14 protein-coding genes are annotated in these 22,353 nt (G+C 51.4%); 4 read left to right on the top strand and 10 right to left on the bottom strand.

The genetic code is table 11. From position 1 onward, the window contains the following. Nucleotides 1-306: 306 nt before the first annotated feature. Nucleotides 307-2,220, top strand: a complete 1,914-nt coding sequence (locus AC2TEM_RS06145) for a M10 family metallopeptidase C-terminal domain-containing protein (protein WP_480856034.1) — start codon at nucleotides 307-309, stop codon at nucleotides 2,218-2,220. Nucleotides 2,221-2,240: 20 nt separating this feature from the next. Here the strand turns inward: AC2TEM_RS06145 and AC2TEM_RS06140 are convergent, their stop codons facing one another. From AC2TEM_RS06140 to AC2TEM_RS06130, 3 genes are all read right to left on the bottom strand, one after another. Beyond that, nucleotides 2,241-3,548: an HlyD family type I secretion periplasmic adaptor subunit gene (locus tag AC2TEM_RS06140; protein ID WP_170394559.1), complete on the bottom strand. Its 1,308-nt coding sequence runs from the start codon at nucleotides 3,546-3,548 to the stop codon at nucleotides 2,241-2,243. Then, a complete protein-coding gene (locus AC2TEM_RS06135; protein ID WP_170394562.1) occupies nucleotides 3,548-5,287 on the bottom strand; it encodes a type I secretion system permease/ATPase in 1,740 nt (579 codons plus the stop codon). Before AC2TEM_RS06135 ends, AC2TEM_RS06140 begins: the two co-directional genes overlap by 1 nt. A 360-nt stretch (nucleotides 5,288-5,647) precedes the next feature. Then, nucleotides 5,648-6,979, bottom strand: coding sequence for a nucleotide sugar dehydrogenase (locus AC2TEM_RS06130; RefSeq protein WP_480790472.1), 1,332 nt, complete (start codon nucleotides 6,977-6,979; stop codon nucleotides 5,648-5,650). 767 nt (nucleotides 6,980-7,746) lie between these two features. On the opposite strand from AC2TEM_RS06130, the gene AC2TEM_RS06125 reads away from it, so the two are divergent. The 3 genes from AC2TEM_RS06125 (at nucleotide 7,747) to AC2TEM_RS06115 (ending at nucleotide 13,187) form a co-directional block, all read left to right on the top strand. Beyond that, entirely contained in the window at nucleotides 7,747-10,209 is a 2,463-nt protein-coding gene (locus AC2TEM_RS06125) for a tetratricopeptide repeat protein (RefSeq protein WP_480856033.1), read from the top strand. Between the two features lie 185 nt (nucleotides 10,210-10,394). Then, on the top strand, nucleotides 10,395-11,963 hold the full coding sequence (locus tag AC2TEM_RS06120) for an O-antigen ligase family protein (RefSeq protein ID WP_170422789.1): 1,569 nt from the start codon (nucleotides 10,395-10,397) through the stop codon (nucleotides 11,961-11,963). Between the two features lie 258 nt (nucleotides 11,964-12,221). Then, entirely contained in the window at nucleotides 12,222-13,187 is a 966-nt protein-coding gene (locus AC2TEM_RS06115; RefSeq protein WP_480790471.1) for a glycosyltransferase family 2 protein, read from the top strand. A 180-nt stretch (nucleotides 13,188-13,367) separates the two neighbouring features. On the opposite strand, the gene AC2TEM_RS06110 is transcribed toward AC2TEM_RS06115, so the two are convergent. The 7 genes from AC2TEM_RS06110 to AC2TEM_RS06080 form a co-directional block, all read right to left on the bottom strand. Then, entirely contained in the window at nucleotides 13,368-15,425 is a 2,058-nt protein-coding gene (locus tag AC2TEM_RS06110; RefSeq protein WP_170422787.1) for a hypothetical protein, read from the bottom strand. 202 nt (nucleotides 15,426-15,627) lie between these two features. Continuing rightward, the gene (gene xrtD, locus AC2TEM_RS06105; protein ID WP_170422785.1) at nucleotides 15,628-17,229 is read right to left on the bottom strand and encodes a VPLPA-CTERM-specific exosortase XrtD; all 1,602 of its coding nucleotides are present in this window, start codon (nucleotides 17,227-17,229) and stop codon (nucleotides 15,628-15,630) included. Nucleotides 17,230-17,445: 216 nt separating this feature from the next. Then, nucleotides 17,446-18,210 carry a phytanoyl-CoA dioxygenase family protein gene (locus AC2TEM_RS06100; protein ID WP_170422783.1) on the bottom strand — a complete coding sequence of 255 codons (765 nt, stop codon included), beginning with the start codon at nucleotides 18,208-18,210 and terminating at the stop codon, nucleotides 17,446-17,448. A 218-nt stretch (nucleotides 18,211-18,428) separates the two neighbouring features. Further along, a complete protein-coding gene (locus AC2TEM_RS06095; protein WP_170422781.1) occupies nucleotides 18,429-19,166 on the bottom strand; it encodes an SDR family oxidoreductase in 738 nt (245 codons plus the stop codon). Further along, on the bottom strand, nucleotides 19,163-20,485 hold the full coding sequence (locus AC2TEM_RS06090; RefSeq protein ID WP_170422779.1) for an FAD-binding oxidoreductase: 1,323 nt from the start codon (nucleotides 20,483-20,485) through the stop codon (nucleotides 19,163-19,165). The genes AC2TEM_RS06095 and AC2TEM_RS06090 overlap by 4 nt, the downstream gene beginning before the upstream one ends. Further along, entirely contained in the window at nucleotides 20,482-20,904 is a 423-nt protein-coding gene (locus AC2TEM_RS06085; protein ID WP_170422777.1) for a GtrA family protein, read from the bottom strand. The genes AC2TEM_RS06090 and AC2TEM_RS06085 overlap by 4 nt, the downstream gene beginning before the upstream one ends. Next, entirely contained in the window at nucleotides 20,901-22,340 is a 1,440-nt protein-coding gene (locus AC2TEM_RS06080) for a UbiA family prenyltransferase (RefSeq protein ID WP_170422775.1), read from the bottom strand. The genes AC2TEM_RS06085 and AC2TEM_RS06080 overlap by 4 nt, the downstream gene beginning before the upstream one ends. Nucleotides 22,341-22,353 lie beyond the last annotated feature (13 nt).

The following is a 22,353-nucleotide window of genomic DNA, read 5'->3' as shown; positions in this document are numbered from 1 at the left end:
TGTTTTCGGCCGATCTGGTCTGTGGTTTGATCTTCTGAGCCATTCGACCGCTGCGAAAAATTTGAGTTAATCTGGAACTGAAGTCCTTGTTTTCACCACATTTCTGTTCTGGTTCAGAACCGAACATCGTTTCATCCTGTATGTGTTGCCAGGGGTGGCAGGGGGTAACGGGCGATGATGCTTCAGTTCGAAAGAGTGGTGGCAACGGGGACCGCAGCGCTCGATTCAGGTATCGGCGATACGGCTTTAAAAACGTTTAACGGGGAAACGTATCTTTACAGCACGAGCGGATCCGGGGGAGGGCTCGTGTCTTGGCGCCTTGTGGAGGGGGCTGGCCCACAAGAACAGGACCAACAATATTTCGATGCCTCGATTGCCCATCAGGTCGGGCACAGCGGAACCCCGATTCATCTGGCGGGCAATGATCAACTGGTCCTCGACGTCGATACTGCCACAGGGCTTGTGGGTTATGAACTAAACGCGGATGGCACTATCGGTGCCTTGCAAGAAACCAATGCCTTGACGGGCGGCGGGGATATCGCTGCAGCGGTCCAGGTAACGATTGGGGCTGGCGACTTGCTTGCGCTTGCGCATGAGGACACAGGCCAGATCGGCACCTATAGTATCAATGGTGATGGATCGCTGAGCCCGGCGCATAGCATCAACGCGTCTGCCAGTACGCTTCAGACCCTGCAATCGGGGTCGAATCATTTCATTGTCGGCGCAGATGCAACCAGTGGAACAATCTCGTCATATTCGATCGATCAAGGCAGTGGCGTGCTCTCTGAGGTTGCCGGTAATGACGATATCCAAACGCTGGGCATCAGTTCTCCTACGGCGGTTGAGACAATTCAAGCCTATGGAAAGTCATGGATTGTTGTGGCCGGATCGCAAAGTAATTCGCTAAGCGTTATGGAAATGGACGCCAGCGGGCAGTTAAAGCCGACGGATCATATTCTGGATACCCTGCATACCCGGTTTGGGGCCGTACAGGATCTTTCAATTCTTGAAGTTAATGGTCGGGTTTTCGTGGTGGCTGGGGGCGGGGATGATGGGATCACGCTGTTTACAATGACGCCGGACGGGCAGCTCATCCATATGGATAGTTTTGCTGATACCCTGGACAGTGGATTGCAAAATGTCCAAACGATCAGCGTTGCGCATATGGGGGATGAGCTGCAGATATTTGTATCATCTCAACAGGATGCAGGGCTCACTCAGTTGAGCGTATCGATTGCCGACCTTGGAATTGTTGTCGAAGGCTTCGGTACAGTAACCGGTACCGCGCAGGACGACATGCTAAAAGGCGGCATACTGGACACTATTCTGGACGGCGGAGCAGGGGACGATATGCTGATTACGGGCACTAGTTCCACGACCATGACGGGTGGTGCTGGCGCGGACATCTTTGTGATCCGTCAAACAAGTGGCCCGACTGTGATCACGGACTTTCAGGCCGGCACCGATCGTTTGGATCTGACCGATTATCCTTTTCTGCGCACCCCAGCGCAGTTGGATTTCACTTCCACCGCTCAAGGCGCCCAAATCGCTTATCGCGACGAAACGATAGAACTTGTTTCAGCTAATGGCACCTCCCTGACAACTGAGCAGGTATTCGGCGCAGGGTTTGGTGGTCCCGATCATATTCCTGTCAATCTGGGTAGCGGGCCGGATAACAACTCATCAGACGGGGTAGCTGGTGGGTTCACGCTGAATTCGACGACTCCAAACGCAGCGTTGGGAAATGCTGAAATCCGGTTCACCCCAGACGGAGGGTCTGCAATTGTTGCGCAGGCAAATGCACAAGGTGAATTTAATCTGGATCTACCAGACGGCGCGTTTTCCGGCCAATTGGACATCATCAAATCGTATTCAACGGCAAGCAGCGAGATAACAGCGCTGGATGCATTGCAGGTTTTGCGCATGTCGGTTGGCCTTGATCTGACATGGGGTCCGGCAACGGCCGAGAATTACATTGCGGCCGATATCACCCGAGATGGATCGGTAAACGCGTTGGATGCGCTGGCAATTCTTCAGGTTGCGGTTGGCCAGCCTTCTGAGCACAACGCTGAGTGGGTTTTTCTGGATGCAAATGCGGATCTATCCGAAATTTCACGCAGCAACGTCACCTACGAAACCGGAGCAGAGGTCACAATAGTTGATAGTGATCTGTCGGTCGACATGACCTCAATACTGCTTGGCAATATCGAGGCAGTTTGAATGCGACTGCGTGACCGGTGCTATTCTCGAAACGCGCGGTAGAAGTAATCTGCCAATGGTTTGACCAGGTAAGAAAGCGGAGTGCGTTCATCAGTTTTGATCATGGCTTCGACAGGCATACCTGGCAACAGTTCCTGACCATTCAAACGGTCCAGTTGTCCTTCGTCAGGCACAACTTCAGCACGGTAGAAGGTAAAGCCGCTTGTCTCATCTGTGAATGAATCTGCTGATACATTGATCACACGGCCATTCAGCTCAGGCGTGTCGCGTTGATTGAATGCGGGAAAGCGCAGGGCGACTTCCTGCCCGCGATGTAACTGATCCACATGCAACGCATCCACCCGTGCTGCGACCAACAAGGGCGTATCCTGTGGCACTACATACATCATCGGCTCACCCGGCTGGATCACAGACTGGATGGCAAAAACCTGACTGTCGTAAACTGTGCCAGCGACGGGTGCACGGATGTCTAGACGCGACAAACGCTCGGAAAGGGAAAGACGACGTTCCGCCAGTTCTACAACGCGAGACTGCACATCCCGAAGCTCGGTGATGGCTTCTTCGCGCCGCGTGGCCTGCAATTCAACAATTTGAATCTCGGTCGTGGCGATCTGGCCTGTCAGTCGCGCAACTGTGGATTCGAGGCTGCCGATTTGCCCTGTTAGATTTGCCTCTTCCCGCTGCAATGCAGAAACGCGGCTGGCCTGTGTCAGGCCGCGATCAAGCAAACCTTGCTGATCTTCGAGCTCCGTTCTGATCAATTCGACCTGAGTATTCAGTGACGCCAATTGCGCCTGCGTCCCCTCAATCTCGTTCTGGATCTGTATCTTCTGTTTCCCAAGCTGGTCGATCTGCTGGGTCAGCGTTTCCAACCTGGCGTTGAACAGACGTTGTTGGCCTTCCAACAGATCGTCGTCGATCGATTCGCGGGCTTTGAGCTCTTGCAGATTTTGCTTTAACGTATCTGCGTTCGCACCATCCCGTTCAGCCTCTAGCCGGGTCTTTCGGGCAAGTAACTCAAATAGCTGAGATTCCACGATCGTTTGCTCCGAGGCCAAAAACGTATCGTCAAGCCGCAGCATCATGTCCCCACGCGCCACTGCGTCACCGTCACGTACGAATATCTCGCCTACAACGCCACCATCGGGGTGTTCGATGACCTGACGATTGCTCTGAACTTCGATCACACCTTGCGAGATAATAGCACCGGCCAGCTCAGTGCGGACGCTCCATAATCCCAGTCCCAGGATCAAAACTGCCAGAGCCAAAAGGCCGACAAAAGCGGGCGCTTTAATACTCCAAACGGGACGTGAACTCTTGTCTGCCATTATTCACCCACCTTGTTCAGGTGCCTTTTAATAACGTTGGCGTTTTGGACCATCGTGTTCAAAACTTCATCGCGCCCACCGGATTTGACGATCTGGCCTTTCTCGACAACGACAAGATCGTCGCATTCCGAGATCGCTTGAGGCCGGTGCGTCATGATAATCGTGGATTTGCCCGCGCTCTTGAGCTCGCGGACCGCGTTGTTCAGGGCAAGGGTTCCGTCTGCATCCAGGGCCGAGTTTGGCTCATCCAATATCAACAATACCGGATTACCATAGAGAGCGCGCGCCAATGCGATCCGCTGTTTCTGCCCACCGGAAAGCTGGCTGTCATTGCCCTCAAGGAACGTATCGTATCCTTTCTCAAGCCCCAGAATCAGCTCATGCGCATTGGCTGTTTTCGCTGCGGCAACTACAGCTTCGGGATCAGGGGTTTGTGACATCCGGGCGATGTTTTCAGCAACCGTTCCGTTAAAGAGGGTCACCTGCTGGGGCAAATAGCCAATATGTTGCCCAAGATCATCAGGGTCGTATTGATCAAGTGTAGCGCCGGCCAAACGGATTTCCCCTGCCGCCGGTTGCCAAAGGCCCAACAACGCTTTGGCTAGGGTCGTTTTGCCAGACCCACTTTTACCAATCACACCCAGAGCTGTGCCGGGGCGCAACTCAAGTGCCGCATTCCGTAGTGTCGGTGTCTTCGCGCCCGGAGGGATCACCGTCAGGCCCTTTGCGACAAGATGTGCTTTCGGAACGGGCAATTTGGTGCGCGACGCCTCGGGGGGCGTTGAATCAAGAAATGTGTTCAGGTTAATCCATGCCGTGCGCGCGCGTTCGATCATCGACCATTGACCCACCGCCATTTCGACCGGAGCCAAAGCGCGACCCAGAAGGATCGTGCCAGCAATCATAGCGCCGGGCGTCATTTCGTTGCGCAGAACCAGCAACGCGCCAAGCGCCAGCATGGCGGATTGCAAAAACAGCCGCAGAGACTTAGTCAACGAAGTAAAGCTGCCGGTCCAGTCGCTTGCGGATATGGATTGAGAAAGCGCCTCGGTGCGTTGGTTCAACCAGCGTTTTGAGACATCTTCCTGCATGCCCTGAGATCTGACGACCTCGGCAGCTTGTCTGGCGTGTTCAGAAAATGCATTTGCTTTGGCAGAGGCGATTTGAGCATCTGCCACTTTGCGATGGGTCAACGCTTGGTTTAGTAGGGCGATAACAACCAGAAGCGTTCCGCCTGCGACGGCCAACCAGCCTAGCAACGGGTGGAACAGGAAAATTGCAGCCACAAAGATTGGAGTCCAAGGGATGTCCATCACCGCCAACAAAACGGGCGAGGCACATAGTGCACGGATCGATTCTAGATCTCGCAATGCAGTCGCAGGTGCTGATCGAACCTGTGGGAACAATGCGCGTCGCATGGTTCCTTCAAACACGCGTTCATCGAGTGCTGATTGAAATCGCGCTCCGAACCGAGCCACAATTCGGCCGCGCGCATAGTCCAACATCGCCATCAGCGCATAAAGCAGCGCGACAAGCAGAAATAGCGCTGATAAAGTCTCGACCGAGCGTGACCCAAGGACCCGATCATACACTTGCAGCATGAACAGCGGTCCGGTCAGCATAAGCAGATTGACAAAAACGCTGAAAATGAAGGCAAGCGCCAGGAAACTGTTCCCCTGATTACGCACCTTTCGCAGCTCATGGCGCTGAGGCGGGGTGTTGCGGTTTTTCAAGCTCACGCGTTTTGGCCCTTGATTGCTCACAATTGGAACTCGTCAACAGCCAATCTTCCTGTACCCGAAGGCGGCCTGACATTTCCCGCAACTATATCTGCCTACCTGCACCGGAACAACGCGCGTTTCATGCGCCGCCAATTGTTTAGGCGGTGTTCGTACCGATGAATTGATTGGAATGGCAGGAAAGTGCCGACATTTTTGCCTTGCGGGTCCAATTCTCAGCGCATTCATCCAGCGCTTAGGACACCGTCAAACCATTCAGAGTTTTGGTCCCGCGTAAGCGATCATACGAGCGACAGCCGTTCCTAAGTACCATCCGCCAGGTGTTCCTGCCCTGCTCGGCAAAGCCGGTCACGATTTCATTTAAGCACGAACAATATTTTGCTCAGAGGTACGGTATTTACCGCGGGTGTCGATGAGGAGCTTCGCGTGATTTTTGATCAACTCATAATCAAAGGCATCGTGATTGGTCGCCAGAATAACTGCATCCTGCTCCGACAGAACCTCAGGGGTAAGGGTTTCAGATGACAATTCAAAGAAGTGTTCCCGCATCGTGGGAAACTCGGGCACATGGGGGTCCGAGTAGCTGAGGTCTCCTCCATTGTCTCGGATCAGCTCCATCAAGGTGACAGAAGGGCTCTCTCGCATGTCGTCGACATTTTTTTTGTACGCGATGCCCAAAACCATGATTTTACTGCCACGAATCGCTTTGCTGCGATCATTCAGCGCATTGGCGAGTTTGCCAAACACATATTCCGGCATCGCCGTGTTCACTTCACCGGCCAATTCGATGAAGCGTGTGTTGATGCCGTATTCACGTGCTTTCCAGGTCAGGTAAAATGGATCGATAGGGATGCAGTGCCCTCCAAGTCCCGGACCCGGATAGTAAGGCGTAAACCCGAAGGGTTTGGTCGCGGCCGCGTCGATAACCTCAAAAATATCGATCCCCATGCGGTCAGCAACGATTTTCATCTCGTTCACGAGGCCAATGTTTACCGCCCGGTGGATATTTTCCAGAAGCTTTGTCATCTCGGCAGTCTCGGTCGAGCTTACCGGTACGAGCTTATCAATCGCATGCTCATAAAGCGCGATGCCCGCCCTCAGGCAAGCCTCTGTATGTCCGCCGACCACTTTTGGGATTGTATTAGTCGTAAAATCAGGGTTGGCGGGGTCTTCGCGTTCGGGTGAGTAGACAGCAAAAAGATCCTCACCAACCTCAAGTCCATTTTTCTCAAGCCGAGGCAAAACTTCTTCTTTGGTTGTGCCTGGATAAGTTGTGCTTTCCAGCGCAATAACCTGACCCGGACGCAAATGATCTGCTATCTGATCGCACGTGTCGGTGACAAAGCTCAGATCTGGCTCGCGATATTTGTTGAGTGGCGTTGGCACGCAAAGCATAATGCCATCCGCCTCAGCGATACGCGAAAAATCCGTGGTAGCCTCGAACCCATTTTCCCGTGCCGCTGTGATGCGGGCATCGTCGATATGCTCAATCGAACTGTGACCGGAGTTTAAGTCCTGCACCTTTGTGGCATCCAGGTCGAAGCCAATGACCCGGTATCCAATTTCGGTATATCTGAGGGCCAGGGGCTGTCCAACATATCCCAGTCCAACAATCCCGATCACAGCCTGCTTCGCATTAAGTTTGTGTAGCAGGTTGTCCAGTGATGTCTGTGTCATGACAAAATCGCTCATTATCTAAGTCTGCGCAGGGAAGTTAGAGGAGGCTCGAATACGAAGTCGCGTCTCTACTAGTTGCTTTGTTGGAAAAGGCAATGGGTATTTGCGTTGCACATAGATTTGACCATTGTAACTTCGCTTAGTTCAGAATCCATCGATTTCCCTCCTTCATTTTCCCCGATTGGGAAATTGAACGGCGACTAGGCTTGAGTTCATAGGTGATTGACGCTCAGATGAAGGATCTGAAGCCTTATACCTGGAAACTCTGAGGTAACCCGAGTATCGAAGTTTAGCCTGAATTGGGTAAGGTTACATTCTTCAATCACAATGGTTTACGGTGGTGAGGCGCGCCTTGTGGATAAAGAACACGCTTGACTGGGTGTAACTCTCAGAAGCGCGTAGAGTTCCACTGCAAAAACTAGACCACTGAAGGCGAGGTGCAGACTACTATAGCAGACGTCCAACGTAATTTAGTTGGTCATCCTCTTCACGGAACTCGCCATGTTCGAGTTATGAATCTTATGTTGCACTAATATTTACTGGAGTAGTTGGCACGAGAATGCTTATCGAGCTATAAGACTCTGGTATGGGTGCGATCCTTTGCCAATAAATACGATCTGACCGATTAGTTTGCACTTTCGATCTGTCACATCCAGTGAATGAGCTTAACTTCATTTGATTCAGCCGTTGTTTGCATTGCAAGGTATGCATCAGATATATGGCTCAACTATATTACGTGAGTTTCCTTCGGCAACACATGAAGGTTTTTTGAGGTGTACGAAATGTTAACTCGGACTTTTCGAAGAAGTGTATTGGTCTTTGGCGTGTGTATAGCGCTTGCCGCTTGTAAAACTGCAGAAGAACGCGCGGAGGAGCATTTTTCGTCGGCACAAGAATTGATCGAAGTTGGTGACCTAGATCGCGCGATTGTTGAATTACGCAACATCTTTCAGCTTGCGCCCAACCACGTCGAAGCTCGACGCACGATGGCTCAGGTTATGAGGGAGACTGGCAACAACGCGGCATCATACAGTCAGTATATACGACTGATCGAGTTGTCTCCGGATGATGTAGATGGGCGCGTTTCTTTAGCAGAATTGGCGTTTAAGGCGGGTGACTGGGATGAGTTCACTCGTCATGGGAAAAGGGTTGTGGAGTTGGCGCCGAATTTGCCACGCAGCCAATCTCTAGATATTGCATTGCACTACCGAGAAGCAATCATCAACAAGGATAGCGGTTCTGTTGAGGCCCTCGCTCGGAAGGCAAAAGAGCTTTCTATAGTGATACCCGAGAGTGATCTGCTGCAACACGTCCTTTTTGACAGTTATCTTCGCTCAGACAATCTAGACGCAGCACTTTCGCAGTTAGATGTGATGATCGCACGTGAGCCAAAAAACAGCACTTACTACGATCAGCGGTTATTATTGCTGCAACGATTCGGTGATCGTGGTCTGATGGAAGAGCATTTGCGCAACGTGATCGCGCGTTTCCCTGATGACGCGGATGCCAAAGAAACACTAGTGAAGTTTTTGATGGCAAACGGAGATCCAAAAGGTGCGGAGGCCTATTTGCGAACCATTGGTGATCCGGCAGCACCGGATCCTTCTTTCTTCATAAGTCTCGTGAGGTTTATCAAGGAAGTACATGGTAATGAAGCTGCTCGTGTTGAACTAGATGCGGCTATTGAAATCAGTCCAGAGCCAGACAGCCTGCGCGTACTCTTGGCGGTGTTAGACTTTGAGGACGGGAGGCGCGACAAGGCAATTTCTGATTTGCGCTCGGTCCTTGAACGGGAAGGCGAGGATGAAGCAAGCATTGACTTGATTAATGAAGCCCGAATCTCTCTTGCTCGCATGTTGATTGTTGATGGAGACGTTGCTGGGGCTCAGCAATTGGTCGAAAAGGTATTGGAAACTGATGCTGACGATGTCGATGCCCTGACGATGCGGGCCGAGCGCCTCATTGATGTCGATGATCCAAACGGCGCAATCTCGGACTTGCGTCGCGTGCTTGACATATATCCTAATAGTGTGCAAGCGATGGGTTTGTTGGCGGACGCATATATCCGAGCAGGTAGCGAAGACTTGGCGCTTGATGTTCTGGCCCAAGCCGTGGATGCATCGAATAACGCTCCAGATACAACATTGCGCTATGCTCAGATGCTGGCTGCAACAAATAGTCTCAATTCTGCTGAAGAAGTTTTGTTGTCCGGGCTGCGCCGAACCCCTAAAAGCGCTGAGATTCTGTCACTTTTGGGGGATATGTATCTTGCCACCAGCGACTTTAACCGAGCATCAATGGCGGTTCGTCAACTGCGCCAAATCGGTACCGATGCAGCCATAAATGCGGCAAATCGACTGCAAGTCCAATTGCTTCTAAGCCAACAGGGAGTTGAGGCGGCACTCGCATTTCTCGAGGAAATGACCACGGGTGCAAATGCAGGTTTGAAAGATAAGGCCCTATTACTGCGCGCTCAACTCTCGACGGGACAAAGTGAAGCTGCTCTTCGCAGTGCGGAAGCGATTGTGGAAGAGGCACCAAATGATCCGCAGCGGCGTTTCATACTTGCCAATACGCTGGCGGCAACAGGCGATTGGGAGTCTGCCCAGACACTTATGCGTGCATTGGTAGTTGAAGATCCCACAAGGGTAAACGTTTGGCAGCAACTTTACCGCATTGCACAGATTGCGGAGGATGAGGACACCGCTAGCGGATTACTCGACGAAGCGCTGGCTGCGATGCCAGATGCCCCGGTTCTTTTGTGGGCTAAGGCGGGCGAGTTGGAACGAGCGGGTAATATCGATGCAACCATCGCCATCTATGAAGATCTGTATGCAGTTAATTCAGACTCGGTAGTTTTTGCCAACAATCTCGCAAGTCTCCTGGTAACCTATAAGAATGATCCTGAAAGTATCGAGAGGGCTTGGGTGATCGCGCGTCGATTGCGCGATACTGATATTCCCGCTTTTCAAGACACATTTGGTTGGCTGGCCTTTCGGCGTGGCGACCCTGAAGCGGCATTGCCGTATCTTCAAAGCGCCGCCGCTGGTGTTCCACAAGATCCGATTGTGCAGTATCATCTGGCAGAAGTTTATGCCGCCCTCGACCGACCTCAGGATGCGATAGCTGCCTACCAACGCGTTCTAGAGCTTGCTGGCCCGGAAGATACGCGTGCTCAGATAGTGCAGGCGCAGGAGGCTGTCGCTCGGTTGCGGGAGGCCGAGTTGGAAGCTGAAAATCAATAGACTGGTCCCCGTCTAATGATATTTGGCTGCGGAGATATCTTTGTGATATTCGGTTTCGTGAAGATCCATAGGCTAAAAAAGAGAACTGAAGCCACAAGCGCAGAACTGACGCTGAGGTTTTTGTCGTTGCCAAGCGAGGGATATGCGCCTTGATACCAGCGGTTGCAGTGATCCTGAGTTGGCCTGTGATTGCGGTTCTTCTCAGCAGGGGTCGGACTGTAGAAGTCACTTTGATCATAACAATTCTCGGTGGCTACCTGTTCTTGCCTACAGGTCGAGCGGTCGACCTTCCTCTTTTCTACGAGCTCAACAAATACACTATCTCAGCGTATACGGCGCTGCTTCTGTGTTTGGTGGCTGTTTCACGCAATCAAAACCAAATGTTACGTGGACAGAAACAACCGACTACTTGGCTACCGGGCTGGCTGCCGGGGAATGCTGTACCGAGGATGCTCGTTGCTCTTTTGATTTTAGGTGTTGTGATGACGATTCTGACAAATCGTGATCCGATTATTGAGACCAACGTGTTTAATTGGAGACGGCAGATTTTTGGGGGGACGATTGTTATCTCCGGTGTTCCCTTGACCGACATAGCCGCCCAATCGCTGCAAGCTCTGGTATTGATCATTCCATTACTTCTCGGGCGAAAATTTCTTGGTCATCCAGATGCTCAGCGGCTGTTGTTGTTATGCTTCTGTGTCGGTGCCCTGGCTTATGTGCCATTGGTCCTATTCGAAGCGCGCATGTCGCCTCAGATCAACAGAACGCTATATGGATATTTCCAGCATAGCTGGATTCAGCATGTACGTGGCGGAGGATATCGTCCAATCGTCTTTCTTGCACACGGATTGCAACTCAGTATCTTTTTGTCGGCGGCACTACTTATGACGCTGGGACTGGCGAGGATAAACTCTGGGAAAAGCCGAGTCAGGTTTTTATTGGCGGGCGCAGCTATTTTGATCGCACTTGTGGCCAGCAAGTCGCTTGGTGCGCAGATGATTGCGCTATTTTTTTCTCCGCTGATTCTTTTCGCCCCCCGCCGTGTCTTGGTCTACGTATCGGCGCTGTTGGCCACCGTGGTGACAATTTATCCAGTATTACGCGGCTTGGAGTTGGTGCCGTTGGAAGACGTGCTGGCTTTCGTTAACAATATAAGTTCACAACGTGCAGCATCACTGGAATTCAGGCTGAATACTGAGGAGCTTTTGCTGGCTCGAGCGCAGGAACGGCCTTTATTTGGTTGGGGAACATGGGGTCGAAACCTATATATTGGAGGCGGCAACTATGCAGTGGTCGACGGCCATTGGGTGATCGCCTTGAGCGTCTACGGCTGGGCAGGTTTCCTCGCGCGTTTCGGGTTACTGGTTTTTCCCGTGATCCTGCTTTTGTGGCACTGGCGCCGCGACGAAATTGGTATGGAAAGCATTGTTATCGGATGCGTGCTTACGGCTTCGGTAATCGATTTGATTCCTAATTCGGGTATGACACCAGACAAGCTGTTGATGGCGGGTGCGCTGTGGGGGCGTCTGGAATATGGTCGTGTCACCGAGGCTAATGAGAAGTTTGCAATTGATCCACCTCCGGTGCGTTTGAGTTACCAGCGGCAACGTCCAGGGGCGGGTGCGTCTACCGCGCCACTGCATAATTCTGTGTCGTCATCCGTTACGGAAGAGCCAGTCAACAAATACACGCGGCAGACGCGTCGCACGAATCGCCGCAAATCAAGCCAACATGCTCGAAGGATGAAGGGGTGATGCCGTGTTCAATACCACGGGCAGTTTGGGTTGCCCGGGTGCAACTGCCAGATACTCAAGATCTGTAACGATATTGGTGATATTCCATGAAGATGATCGCGTGGTGGTACAAGAGTGCTGTTGTAATTGTTGCAATGGCTCTTTCCGTTCGCGCTACTATTGCAGAGAGCACTGTTTTCACATTGCGTGGGTGTTCGTAAAAGCAATGGTCGATGCAAAAGATTTGGCTAAAGTTATCAAGGCTGGGGGGTTAAGGGCGTGAAGCTGGCCGTGGTTATCATCGGTCGTAACGAAGGTGCGCGGTTGATCCGGGGACTTGCTTCGGTGCGCGACGCCAAGCGAGTGGTCTATGTGGACAGTGGCTCTACAGATGGCTCACAGGAGATGGCTGTGGCCATGGGAGCGGAACTTGTAGAGCTTGATATGTCGCAGCCGTTTACCGCTGCGCGAGCGAGAAATGCCGGGATTAATCGACTGCGAGATCAAGGCGACAAACCTGATCTCGTCCAATTTATGGATGGTGATTGTGAGCTGCAGAAAGGCTGGCTGAAGGCGGCGCAGTCGTTCATCGCGGATCATCCTGGAGTAGGCGTAGTGTTCGGACGTCGACGGGAGCGCTTTCCCCAAGACACGATATATAACCGGATGTGCGACTGGGAGTGGGATGTCCCACTGGGTGAGCGGCGATCCTGTGGTGGAGATGCGCTTATCCGCATGGAGGCGCTGGATGAAATTGGTGGATATGATCCCAAGCTCATTGCAGGAGAAGAGCCCGAATTGTGCGTTCGGCTAAGGGCAGTGGGCTGGAGAATCTGGCGTATTGATGAAGAGATGACTTTACACGACGCAGCAATGAACAGGTTCGGCCAATATTGGTCCCGGGCTCGGCGCGCAGGGCATGCATGGGCAGAGGGCGCAGTGCTGCATGGTGCGGCTCCTGAGCGTCACTGCATAGACCAGGTTCGTCGCGCGTTATTGTGGGGAGCAGGTGTGCCGGTAGCGGTTATTCTTCTGTCATTGCTGCTCACGCCTTGGGCATTTTTGCTGTTGATCGTTTACCCGGTACGTGCGTTGCGCATTGCTATGCGAGAAGGCGCATCTCGTGTCGCTTGGGAGAGAGCTTGGCTTCTAAGTATCGGGAAGTTCGCAGAAACTGTGGGGATCATTGAGTATCATGCGCGCCGCTTATTAGGTCGCCCTCGTGGTCTCATTGAATATAAGTGATCCATTGTCTGCTTGGTGCGGTATCGTGGGATTTTGCCGAAGGAAACTCTTCAAGCCGACTAAGAGTGCAGAAAGCACGATGGCTAGCGGTGGCATCAGTGCGCAATCATCCTATACTGTGAGAACTTGGAAGATAGTGACTGAGATGCGTTGTCTGCGATGCGTGTATGGCGATCGAAGTCAGTCAATCTCCATTGCTCCGACCGAGGGGTATTCTGGCCGAAAAGTGCCTTTAAAGTCTACGCTCGCGTTTGGTTCCAATATCGCCTCTCCCAAAGCGCGTGATCCTATTTCTGGTCGCCAAATTTGAGCGCTATCGACCGGCGTGGCATTGGTAGTTGTAAAGCGCGTATTTTGGTCGCGGTAACCCGGATACCGACATGCGAACGCTGATGTTTTGGCTAATGGTGCAAAGGGTGTATTAGGTGGATTCACGCCTGGTTCGTGCACTATGTTGTTTCGAGCCAAAGTGTTTTCGAAGCCAATTTCATCGATACCAAGTCGGGCGGCCGAATTTGTCAGGTTAACGAACGTGTTGTTATAAAAACGCTGTGGCGTTGCGAGAACACTTCCGATGTTCTCGGCCCCGCCCACAAATTTCACGAAACACTGTTTTGTAATAGGTCGCCCACCTTCGAAAGAGCCATTCGCATTGGCCAAAACGAAGATATTGTTGCGCAAGGTAACCCCACCATGAGCAACGCCCAGCGAATAGAACGCCTGCCAGCCTGATACACCAATATTGCCCTCGACCAGAGCATTGCAAGGCACGCGTTCATTGGCTACCGCGGCTAATTTGGGATTTGAATTTGCGGTCTCGATTGACAGGACATTGGACGGCGATTCCATAGCGCAAGCTTGTAAATTGAGCTTCGCACCGATAATGCAATCTGTGTTCCAGCGTAGACAGGGTTGTGCGATGATGAAGTCGCGGGTCCCGGACCAACCCGTGGCGCTATACATATCACAGGCCCAGATATTCGACTTGGAAGCCCCGGCGATACGAAGGGGGCCGTGTGTGTTGTGCTTATTATTCTTGGGGCCACCCATCATTGCATCAACATCTTGGATAAAGCCGCAACCAGTGATGGCGCAATAACCCAGGGCCCCATCCAAAATGGCGTAGTCACCCATGCTTTTGAAGCGCAGATCATTGCTAAATGACCGTTTTCCTGCTGTCCTCACGCCGTCTGTTGCATGAAGAGCGAGGCCCCACCCGCTAAAAGTGCACTTATCGACGACTGTTGTTGCTGATCGATCTGGTGGAAAACGGATTAATTCCAGTCGCACGCCCGTTTCCGAGGCGACGTCCCAAAGCCCGCGAAATTCGATATCGTGAAGTACAGTCTCGCTGTCGGCGCCAATGGCGTCGTGAAGAGCCAAATCCTGAAACACGGAAAAGCCAGAAAAGCCGGGTGAAAATGTAATAACAGGTTGCGCACCGCTGCCGGCGCGCGCCTCGATCCGAAAGCTCACGCCAGAAGCAGAGGTTGGTGGTCGAAACGTGAATTGCTTGGTCAGCGTATATGTCTGCCCGCGCTCAAGGACGATCCGATGCGGAGTCAGAGCTCTGCCAATCCTTGTCAAAGCTGCTTCGAGGCTTGTCGTTGTCTGTGCGCCAGCTGGTGCATTTGAATAGTCGCCTGACGAATTGACATAGAGTGTTGCTGAGCCGGAAAAAAATGTATCCGGGTTGCCAACAGCGATGATGGTCGAGCCCTGGCCCCACTTACCACTGTCCGGTTCAAACACTGCAACACGCACCGTATATCGTCCTGGCACACGGTACACGTGGCTACCAAGTGGGCCACGGCTGTATCTGCTGTCGGCCCGGTTTCCACCATCTGCATCGTCCATCATCAGTACGTTGACTGGGGCGGTGAAAGCGTAGCTTTCGCCATAATCCCAGAATACGTACTTGTCATGGAAGCTTGGGTCATATTCGCCTTGCGGCAGCGTATTTGTATCGAAACCAGAAAGCGTTAGGTCGAAGAATGCGCCTTCTGGTGCAATACGATGATCGCTTCGAAAAACATTGATCTTAACCGAGGTCTCAGGGTCGGCAGGTTGATCCCAAACTGGTTGATCGGCGTCGCCTATCATAGATACTAGATGCCTCTCGTCACCAGGTGAGAGAGACAAGCTAGGCGCAACATCTGCCTGTAGATCAGGATGCTTTGAACTGACGCCTTTGAGGCTTCTGAGTGGATGAAGAAGCGACTTACTAGTTTTAGCCATTCAGTCCTCTTTTTCTGGTCGACATATCGAGGATACATCCGCGCTTGGACAACTATGTGAAGCTTATATCAGTCAGTGCAAAATTGTTCGACGATCATTAGGCACATTCAAATAGTCGGGTAAGTATGTGCATGCAATCGCGTGTCCGAGTCTATCCAGTGGGCCTACATCTTAGGCTTGTCGAGGTTTGGTGGGTCAATTGTCACAATGGTATGAAACGCGGAAGCACCGGCGAAAGTTGGTCAACCACATCTTGCAGACGCGCTTCTGCAGCAGCGTCGGATTCCCCTGGGTCGATGACTGTAGTTAGACGGACAAGCGCACCATCGGTTCGACCGGTTCGAATCCCATCCATCAGTAGCCAGTATTTTGCAGCGAAATCCCAAGCAATACGACGTCCCTTTTGTTCAAACCAGTAATATACCATCATGCGCGATTCACTCTTTTGGATGATGGCTCGATTAATGTTGAATGGTGTTTCGCTGTTTAAAATGTTTCCGATATCAGTCCGCTCAAACCAAGCGATTTCCCAGCCGGCCCCAGGCAAACAAATCTCTGGCGAGTGGACGCCATTTTGACTTTGATCATCATACCAGGCCATGAAGAGTCCGACATTCGAAGATGATCCAGTTTGCGCTAGATCTATTTGCAGATAGTCGTTCGCGGCTAGAGCCTGCTCAACTCTAGCATCCAAGTATTGTTGTGAACCAAGTTGTTGCCAATTGCCCAATCGACGCGGGAACTCTGAAAAGCTGTCACGCGAGGCAATTTGGTCTCCACGTTGGGGGAGGGCTTGCCAAGCAAATGCGGCGAGTACGAAAACCAGCGCTGCGAAAATGAGCGCGCCAGAGGGTTGAACCAAACGCAATCTCATGAACTGCGTGCCTAAGCCACTGGTATCAAGATCAAGCGCATCTACTAGCGACATTCGATCGCCGTTAAAAAGCAACATTATCCTCGCTAGCCCAAATAGTACGAGAATGCAGACTAAAAAAATGACCCATCCTTCAAAGAAGTGTGTGAAGCCTTCTAGCCAATCAACGCCCCAATAGTTGACGATGTATCCCGCAACAGCGATCCGAATTGAATTCATGACAACTGTAATGGGAGCCGCCGAAATCAACAGAACCGCTTTGTGCCAAACCGGACCTTTGTATAAGACGGCAAATATATATGAAAAACTTAGGATGGGAAATAGGTAGCGCAAGCCTGAACAGGCTTCTGCAACATGTAGTTTGGTAACTCCAAGATCAATGATATTCCCATCCAGATAAACTGGAACTGACAGAAGCTGAAGGAACCACACGCCCAATTCAGAGGAAATAAACTGTAACCAATTTGACATCTTAAAGTAGATCACGCCAGGAAGCGGAAGCATGTAAACCAGATGCAAGACCGGTGGCCAAAAATGCTTGCCCGTGCGCCACCCAAAACTTATTAGTAGTAAGCCTCCAACCCACAGTATTAGTGCATAAGCGACAATATCGTCGATTGTGGCGAGCTTTCCCAATAATCCGAACAATAGAGCGACGATTAGGACGGCAAACCCGACCCAACGCCAGTCTGCCGCTCCATGGTTCTCTGGAACAGTTTTGAGTTGTCGCAGAAAGAGCAGTGCAGATAAGACGGGTATCAGTGGACCATGGCTATATTCAGGGAGCTGCCAAGCACTCAATAGTGCCTGGATTCCTTCAATAAAAAACGCGAGTGCTCCTATCGTCGCGATCACAAGCCAAAAGAGGCCCCATCCGATATAGCTACTCGGCTTCTCATGAAATGCAGAGTGATTGTGAACAACAGACATAGCCAAAACTCGTAACAACACAAGCGAGATTAACACAACGATTAGATTTATGAATAATAGGCGCGAACCCTCTGAAGCTAAAATCACAAATAGTGGACGGTGTTGTAGCTAGCATATGATCATACGGTTGGATACCAAAATATCTAAAAATGAGAAGATATAGAGCAGCCCACTTGCGAGTGGTCTCGCGCATTAACTATCCACGCATCGCATTACTTAATATACCTTTCCGTCAATCCAGCTGGCCGCTTCAGGTAATTTGTCAATCCTCGCAATGCGAACCAACCCTGTGATCCTAGATCGACCGGAGAGGTTAGAGTTTGAGCGATGGATCAAATCGTTGTGAAAGACTGCGATGTCGCCTGGATGAGCTATGAAGGGAACTTCCTCGTAGTCTTTGCACCATTGCTCCATATCTTTGGGCACCAGGCTCGTTGCAGCATCATCCGTAATCTTAACCTTGTCGTAGGGCAATGTCCCCAGCTTGTGCGAACCAAGCAATACGCTCATGGAGCCGTTCTCGACGCGAGCAGGTTCGAAAATGGGAAAGCTGAAATGAAGGGCGTCAGGCATATCGGGATCGTAGGTTGTTTCCTGGTGCCAACCCCAGGTAAGACGCGTATTTTCTGGTGGAGCGAAGATCACCGCGGAACCGATATCGATATGAACTTTCCCACCCAGAAGCTTTTCCACAATGGGTAAGCACTCAAGTCGTACAGGATAGAGTGAAACAAAGGATTTCGCGATGAACTTATAGATTCGATAAAAGAGATCTTTTTCCTCTGTCGCGAGACGTTCAACGGTATCAAAAATGTTTTCACCTTCGTTTGCGTAAACCTTGAAGATCGATTCTAAGCTTTGGCGGATTGCATCAAGCGCCGGTTCGCTTAGGAAATTGCGCAACACGACATAGCCGTCTTGCTCGAACTTGGTGACGAAATTGTCATCCAATTCTGTCTCGATCTTGGCGGGAACGTTCATAGTTTTCTCCTAGTAGAGTTTTGCAAAGGTATTAAGCGAGTAGCTCTCCCATCCATGCTCTTTCAGTAGTGTTTTTTCGAAACCCGCTCAGCCGCTTGAAATTGAATTTTGCTTTGGATTCTTCAGATGATGTAAAAATATGTACGATAGCTGCTTCGGGTCAAAGGGGATGGCGCGCTGGGTTGGGGTATCTCAACATGTTTTTATATGTTTTCACATCAGATCTTCATTTTTTTGAAGATTGTTTCTGGAATAAGGGTGATGATCATCATGATCAGCCTCCAAATCGAACGAACATAAATCACATTGCGTCCTTTGATCAGAGCGCGAGAAATGGCTTCTGCTACTTCTTCCGGCGCCGCAGTAAGACGTGCAGGCAGGTCCATGCCCTCTGTCATTCGAGTGGCTACAAAGCCTGGCAGAACCGTAAGAACATGGATATTCCGACGAGCCATGCGGTTACGCAGACCAGAAAGGAAGGCCGTGAATCCGGCTTTGGCCGAGCCATAGACATAGTTGGTGGCACGCCCGCGCAAACCTGCAACAGAACTGATACCAACGATTTTGCCTGAGCCGCGTTGATCGAAGCGATTTGCCAAGAGAGCCAGAATGCTGGCGGGACCTTCATAGTTGGATCGCATGACTGTCACTGCCGCATCCACATCTTGTTCATTCTCTACTTGGTCACCCATCAGTCCGACAGCACAAACAGCGATCTGGGGGAGCTCGGGTAGATCGTCGACAAAACTTGCATGCGTTTCGAATGCGAGAGCGTCAAAGACGTGAAGAGTAACCGGCACATTATAACGCAAAAGCAAATCCTTCTGTGCCGTTTCCAAATGTGCGGGATCTCGCAGTGCGAGCTGTATTGGATGACCGCTTTTTGCGAATTCGTGGGCTATCGCAAGACCAATGTCGGATCGTGCCCCCAAGATCAGCACTGCACCTTTGCTCATAGTTTGAGCCTTTCTGATTGTTTTGAACGAAAACTGCTGCTTAGCCCGGCTTCATCGCGGCGGGCGGCGAAAGTAGCGGCGCGTGGATCAGAACGGTGCAAAGTATCGGCGGGCATTCGGCTGTCTTTAGCCAGATAGAACCGGCCGCCATGGTCCATCGTGATTTGGTCGAGCCGCGACATCAGTGAAAGCGTTCGCTGGTTTACCGGGAAATCCAGAGCCAATGTGTAGCCCAACATTGGGAAAGAAAATGCGCTGTCTTGCTGGCCGAACCGCTTTAGCACCGCCAAGAAAGAGCCGGCCCCGGCAGCGGATGTGGCTTGAAGTAGCGCAGTTAGGCCGCGTTTGGAGTGCTCCAGAGGTAGCGCACATTGAAATTGCATTAGTCCTTTGCGCCCATAGATCTTGTTCCAGCCGAGGATAGCATCGAGTGGGTAGAAATAACTGTCCCAATCCACCAGTGTTTCGCCGCTTTCGCGAGAGCCATTCCAATAATAGAGCCCATTGAACCCTCGCACAGACAGTCTGTTTAACAGTCCTTGCGGAAAGTCGAACGGAATAGACAATTTCCTTTTCGTTGGAGTTTCGAAAGGATACCTCAACTTGTCCCCTGATAAATCGGCGCGCGTGGCGTGCTCCCCCAGCATCAAAAGAGAACGACCGAGTTTGTCATCCCGGCTTAGGCAGTCGATCCACGCTACCGAATATGTTGCGTCCTGAGTTGCTTCAAATGCATCAAGCGCTGCATCTAGATTTGGCAACGGTCGCAAGGTTTGACGTATCCAGGCGCTTTCGACTGGGCGTAGACGAAGAGCTGCTCGCAAGATGATACCCGTAAGCCCCATTCCACCGGTGGTCCAGTTGAACAAATCTGCATTTTTCTGCGGCGAACAGCGCTCTATCTTACCTGCTGGTGTGACGACATCAAGCCAGTCCACAAAAGCGCCAATACTGCCCTCTTTGTGGTGGTTCTTTCCATGCACGTCTGCAGCGATCATGCCTCCGAGCGTGACAAATTTCGTTCCCGGTGTCACAGAAGGAAACCAACCTCGTGGAAGGAATGTTGATATCACATCAGCCAGCAATACACCCGCCTCGGCGACTAGAATGCCAGCCGACGCATCAAATGAGAGCATCCGATTGAAATGACGCATCGAAACGGTCTTATTCGATCCTATGGCGCTGTCCCCATAGGCACGGCCATTTCCACGGGCAATGACGGCATGCTCAGATACCAATGCAGACAATGCCGCCTCGTTCCGCGGAGCCTCGGAAGTGCCCTGATAGACGGGAAATCTGCCCCATCCTTCAAGCGTCATGCTGGTTTCGCTCTCTGCGAGTCTGTGAAGACAAATCGGCGATCTAAATGGTATTTAACCACATAACCAATTGTCAGGCCGATGATCGCTCCGATTTCTCTCATCAAGTTGGATTTCCAGATCACCCAGAACGTGGTTTCTGTTGCCCAGAAAATCAACGTCGTGACAATTCCCATGGTGGTGTAGAGAGTAAATTTCCGACTATGCGCGCGGATGCTGCGTGATGTATCGGCGAAGATCCAGCGCTTGTCTAGGAAGTACTTGATTAGAAGCCCCACAAGCGTGCCGCAAAAGACAGCAGATGCAAATCCCCAGGTTGACGAATTGATCGACAGTACCAAGCGCTGCATTCCCAAATTGGCTATGGTTGCCAGGACAGCGAAGGCCGTATACCGAAATATTAGGACCTCCACACTCATAACACTGTACCTCCGATGACAAAGCCAATCATCAGTATAATGCAAATCTGACTTGTGCGGTCACGCGCTGCAAAAACAACCGGATCATCGTGCATATGTCCTCGATGCGTTAGCATCGCTATCCGTGATATCCAATAAAACAAGATCCCGCAAACTGCTCCTAAAAATATCGGCTCGGAGTAGAGAACCATCACGGTAGGAGAATTGATATAGAGTGCCATCACCAAAATCGAAACGTAGCCTGAGGCAACAGACATCATTGAGACCACAGGCAAATCTTCGACCCGGTACCCCCTGCCTGCTGCCTTCAATTTGCCACGCGCTGCGTTGTCAATCAGTTCGGCCTGCCGTTTGACGGCGGCCAATGAAAAGAAGAAGAATGCAGAAAATACCAAAAGCCATACCGATAGCGTAATACCCGTGGCCACAGCCCCAGCGATAATTCTCATCGTATAAAGGGCGGCCAGCGTACAAATATCGATAATTACACGGCGCTTCAGCGTTAGCGAATATGCCGTTGTGATGATGAAATACACTGCCATAACAAATACAAAGGGCCAACCCAGGAGCGCCGCGATTCCCGTTCCTGCCCCTATCAGCATCACGAGCATCAGTGCTCCATGCGAAATGGGTAACGCGCCTGATGCAAGCGGCCTTTCTCGCTTGCGCGGATGGGCTCGATCTGCGCGCAGATCAAGAAGGTCGTTCGTCACATACACGCTTGACGCGATGAGTGAAAATGCAACGAAAGCCCCGAGGCTATGTAAAATCGCAGAAGCCGAAAGGTCATGTGCGGCTAAAGTCGGCAAGAAAACGAGAATATTCTTCAGCCATTGATGCGGTCGGATCGCTTTTAGGTAAGAGGCAAAGCGCGTTTGACTAGTTTGGAGGTGTTCAACGCGCGTATCGATCGAGTCGACGATCCTACGCAGAGATGGCGAAACATTCACCGTGACTGCTTGGCCGGAACGTTCCCAGATGGGCAAGTCCGCTGTCGCATCACCCATATAGGCATAACGCCCCGAACCGAAATGCTCCTCCAAGAAAACGGCCTTGTTAGCCCCTTTGAGGTTCTGCTTTCCATTTGAGCCATGTACTTCGTCGAAGATATTAAGGTGCTTCGCGATGCAATCGGCAATTTTTTGATCGCTAGCAGTAACCAGAGCGGTTCGCCCTCCCGCTCTACGCCAACTCTCGATATATTCAATGACCTTCAAATCATAAGGGAGGGTTGACGAGTCGATATCTGCTCGCGCGGCCAGTTCGCGTTTTAGAGCTGATCTGCCCGCGCACAACGCCTTTATTGCGCGAAACGGTGTACGCCAGTCTGACGAGAAAGCTGCCCAGAAACTTTCGTGCAGCATATCTGATCTGAGCAGAGTGCCGTCGAGATCAACCACCAAGGTGTCTGTAGATGTGGTCTGCAGATTTAACATAACACAGTCGTAC

The sequence above is a fragment of the Ruegeria sp. HKCCD3925 genome, from assembly GCF_057221175.1.
Note: the sequence above shows the minus strand (reverse complement) of the source record. Positions and strands in the feature narration are given on the sequence as shown.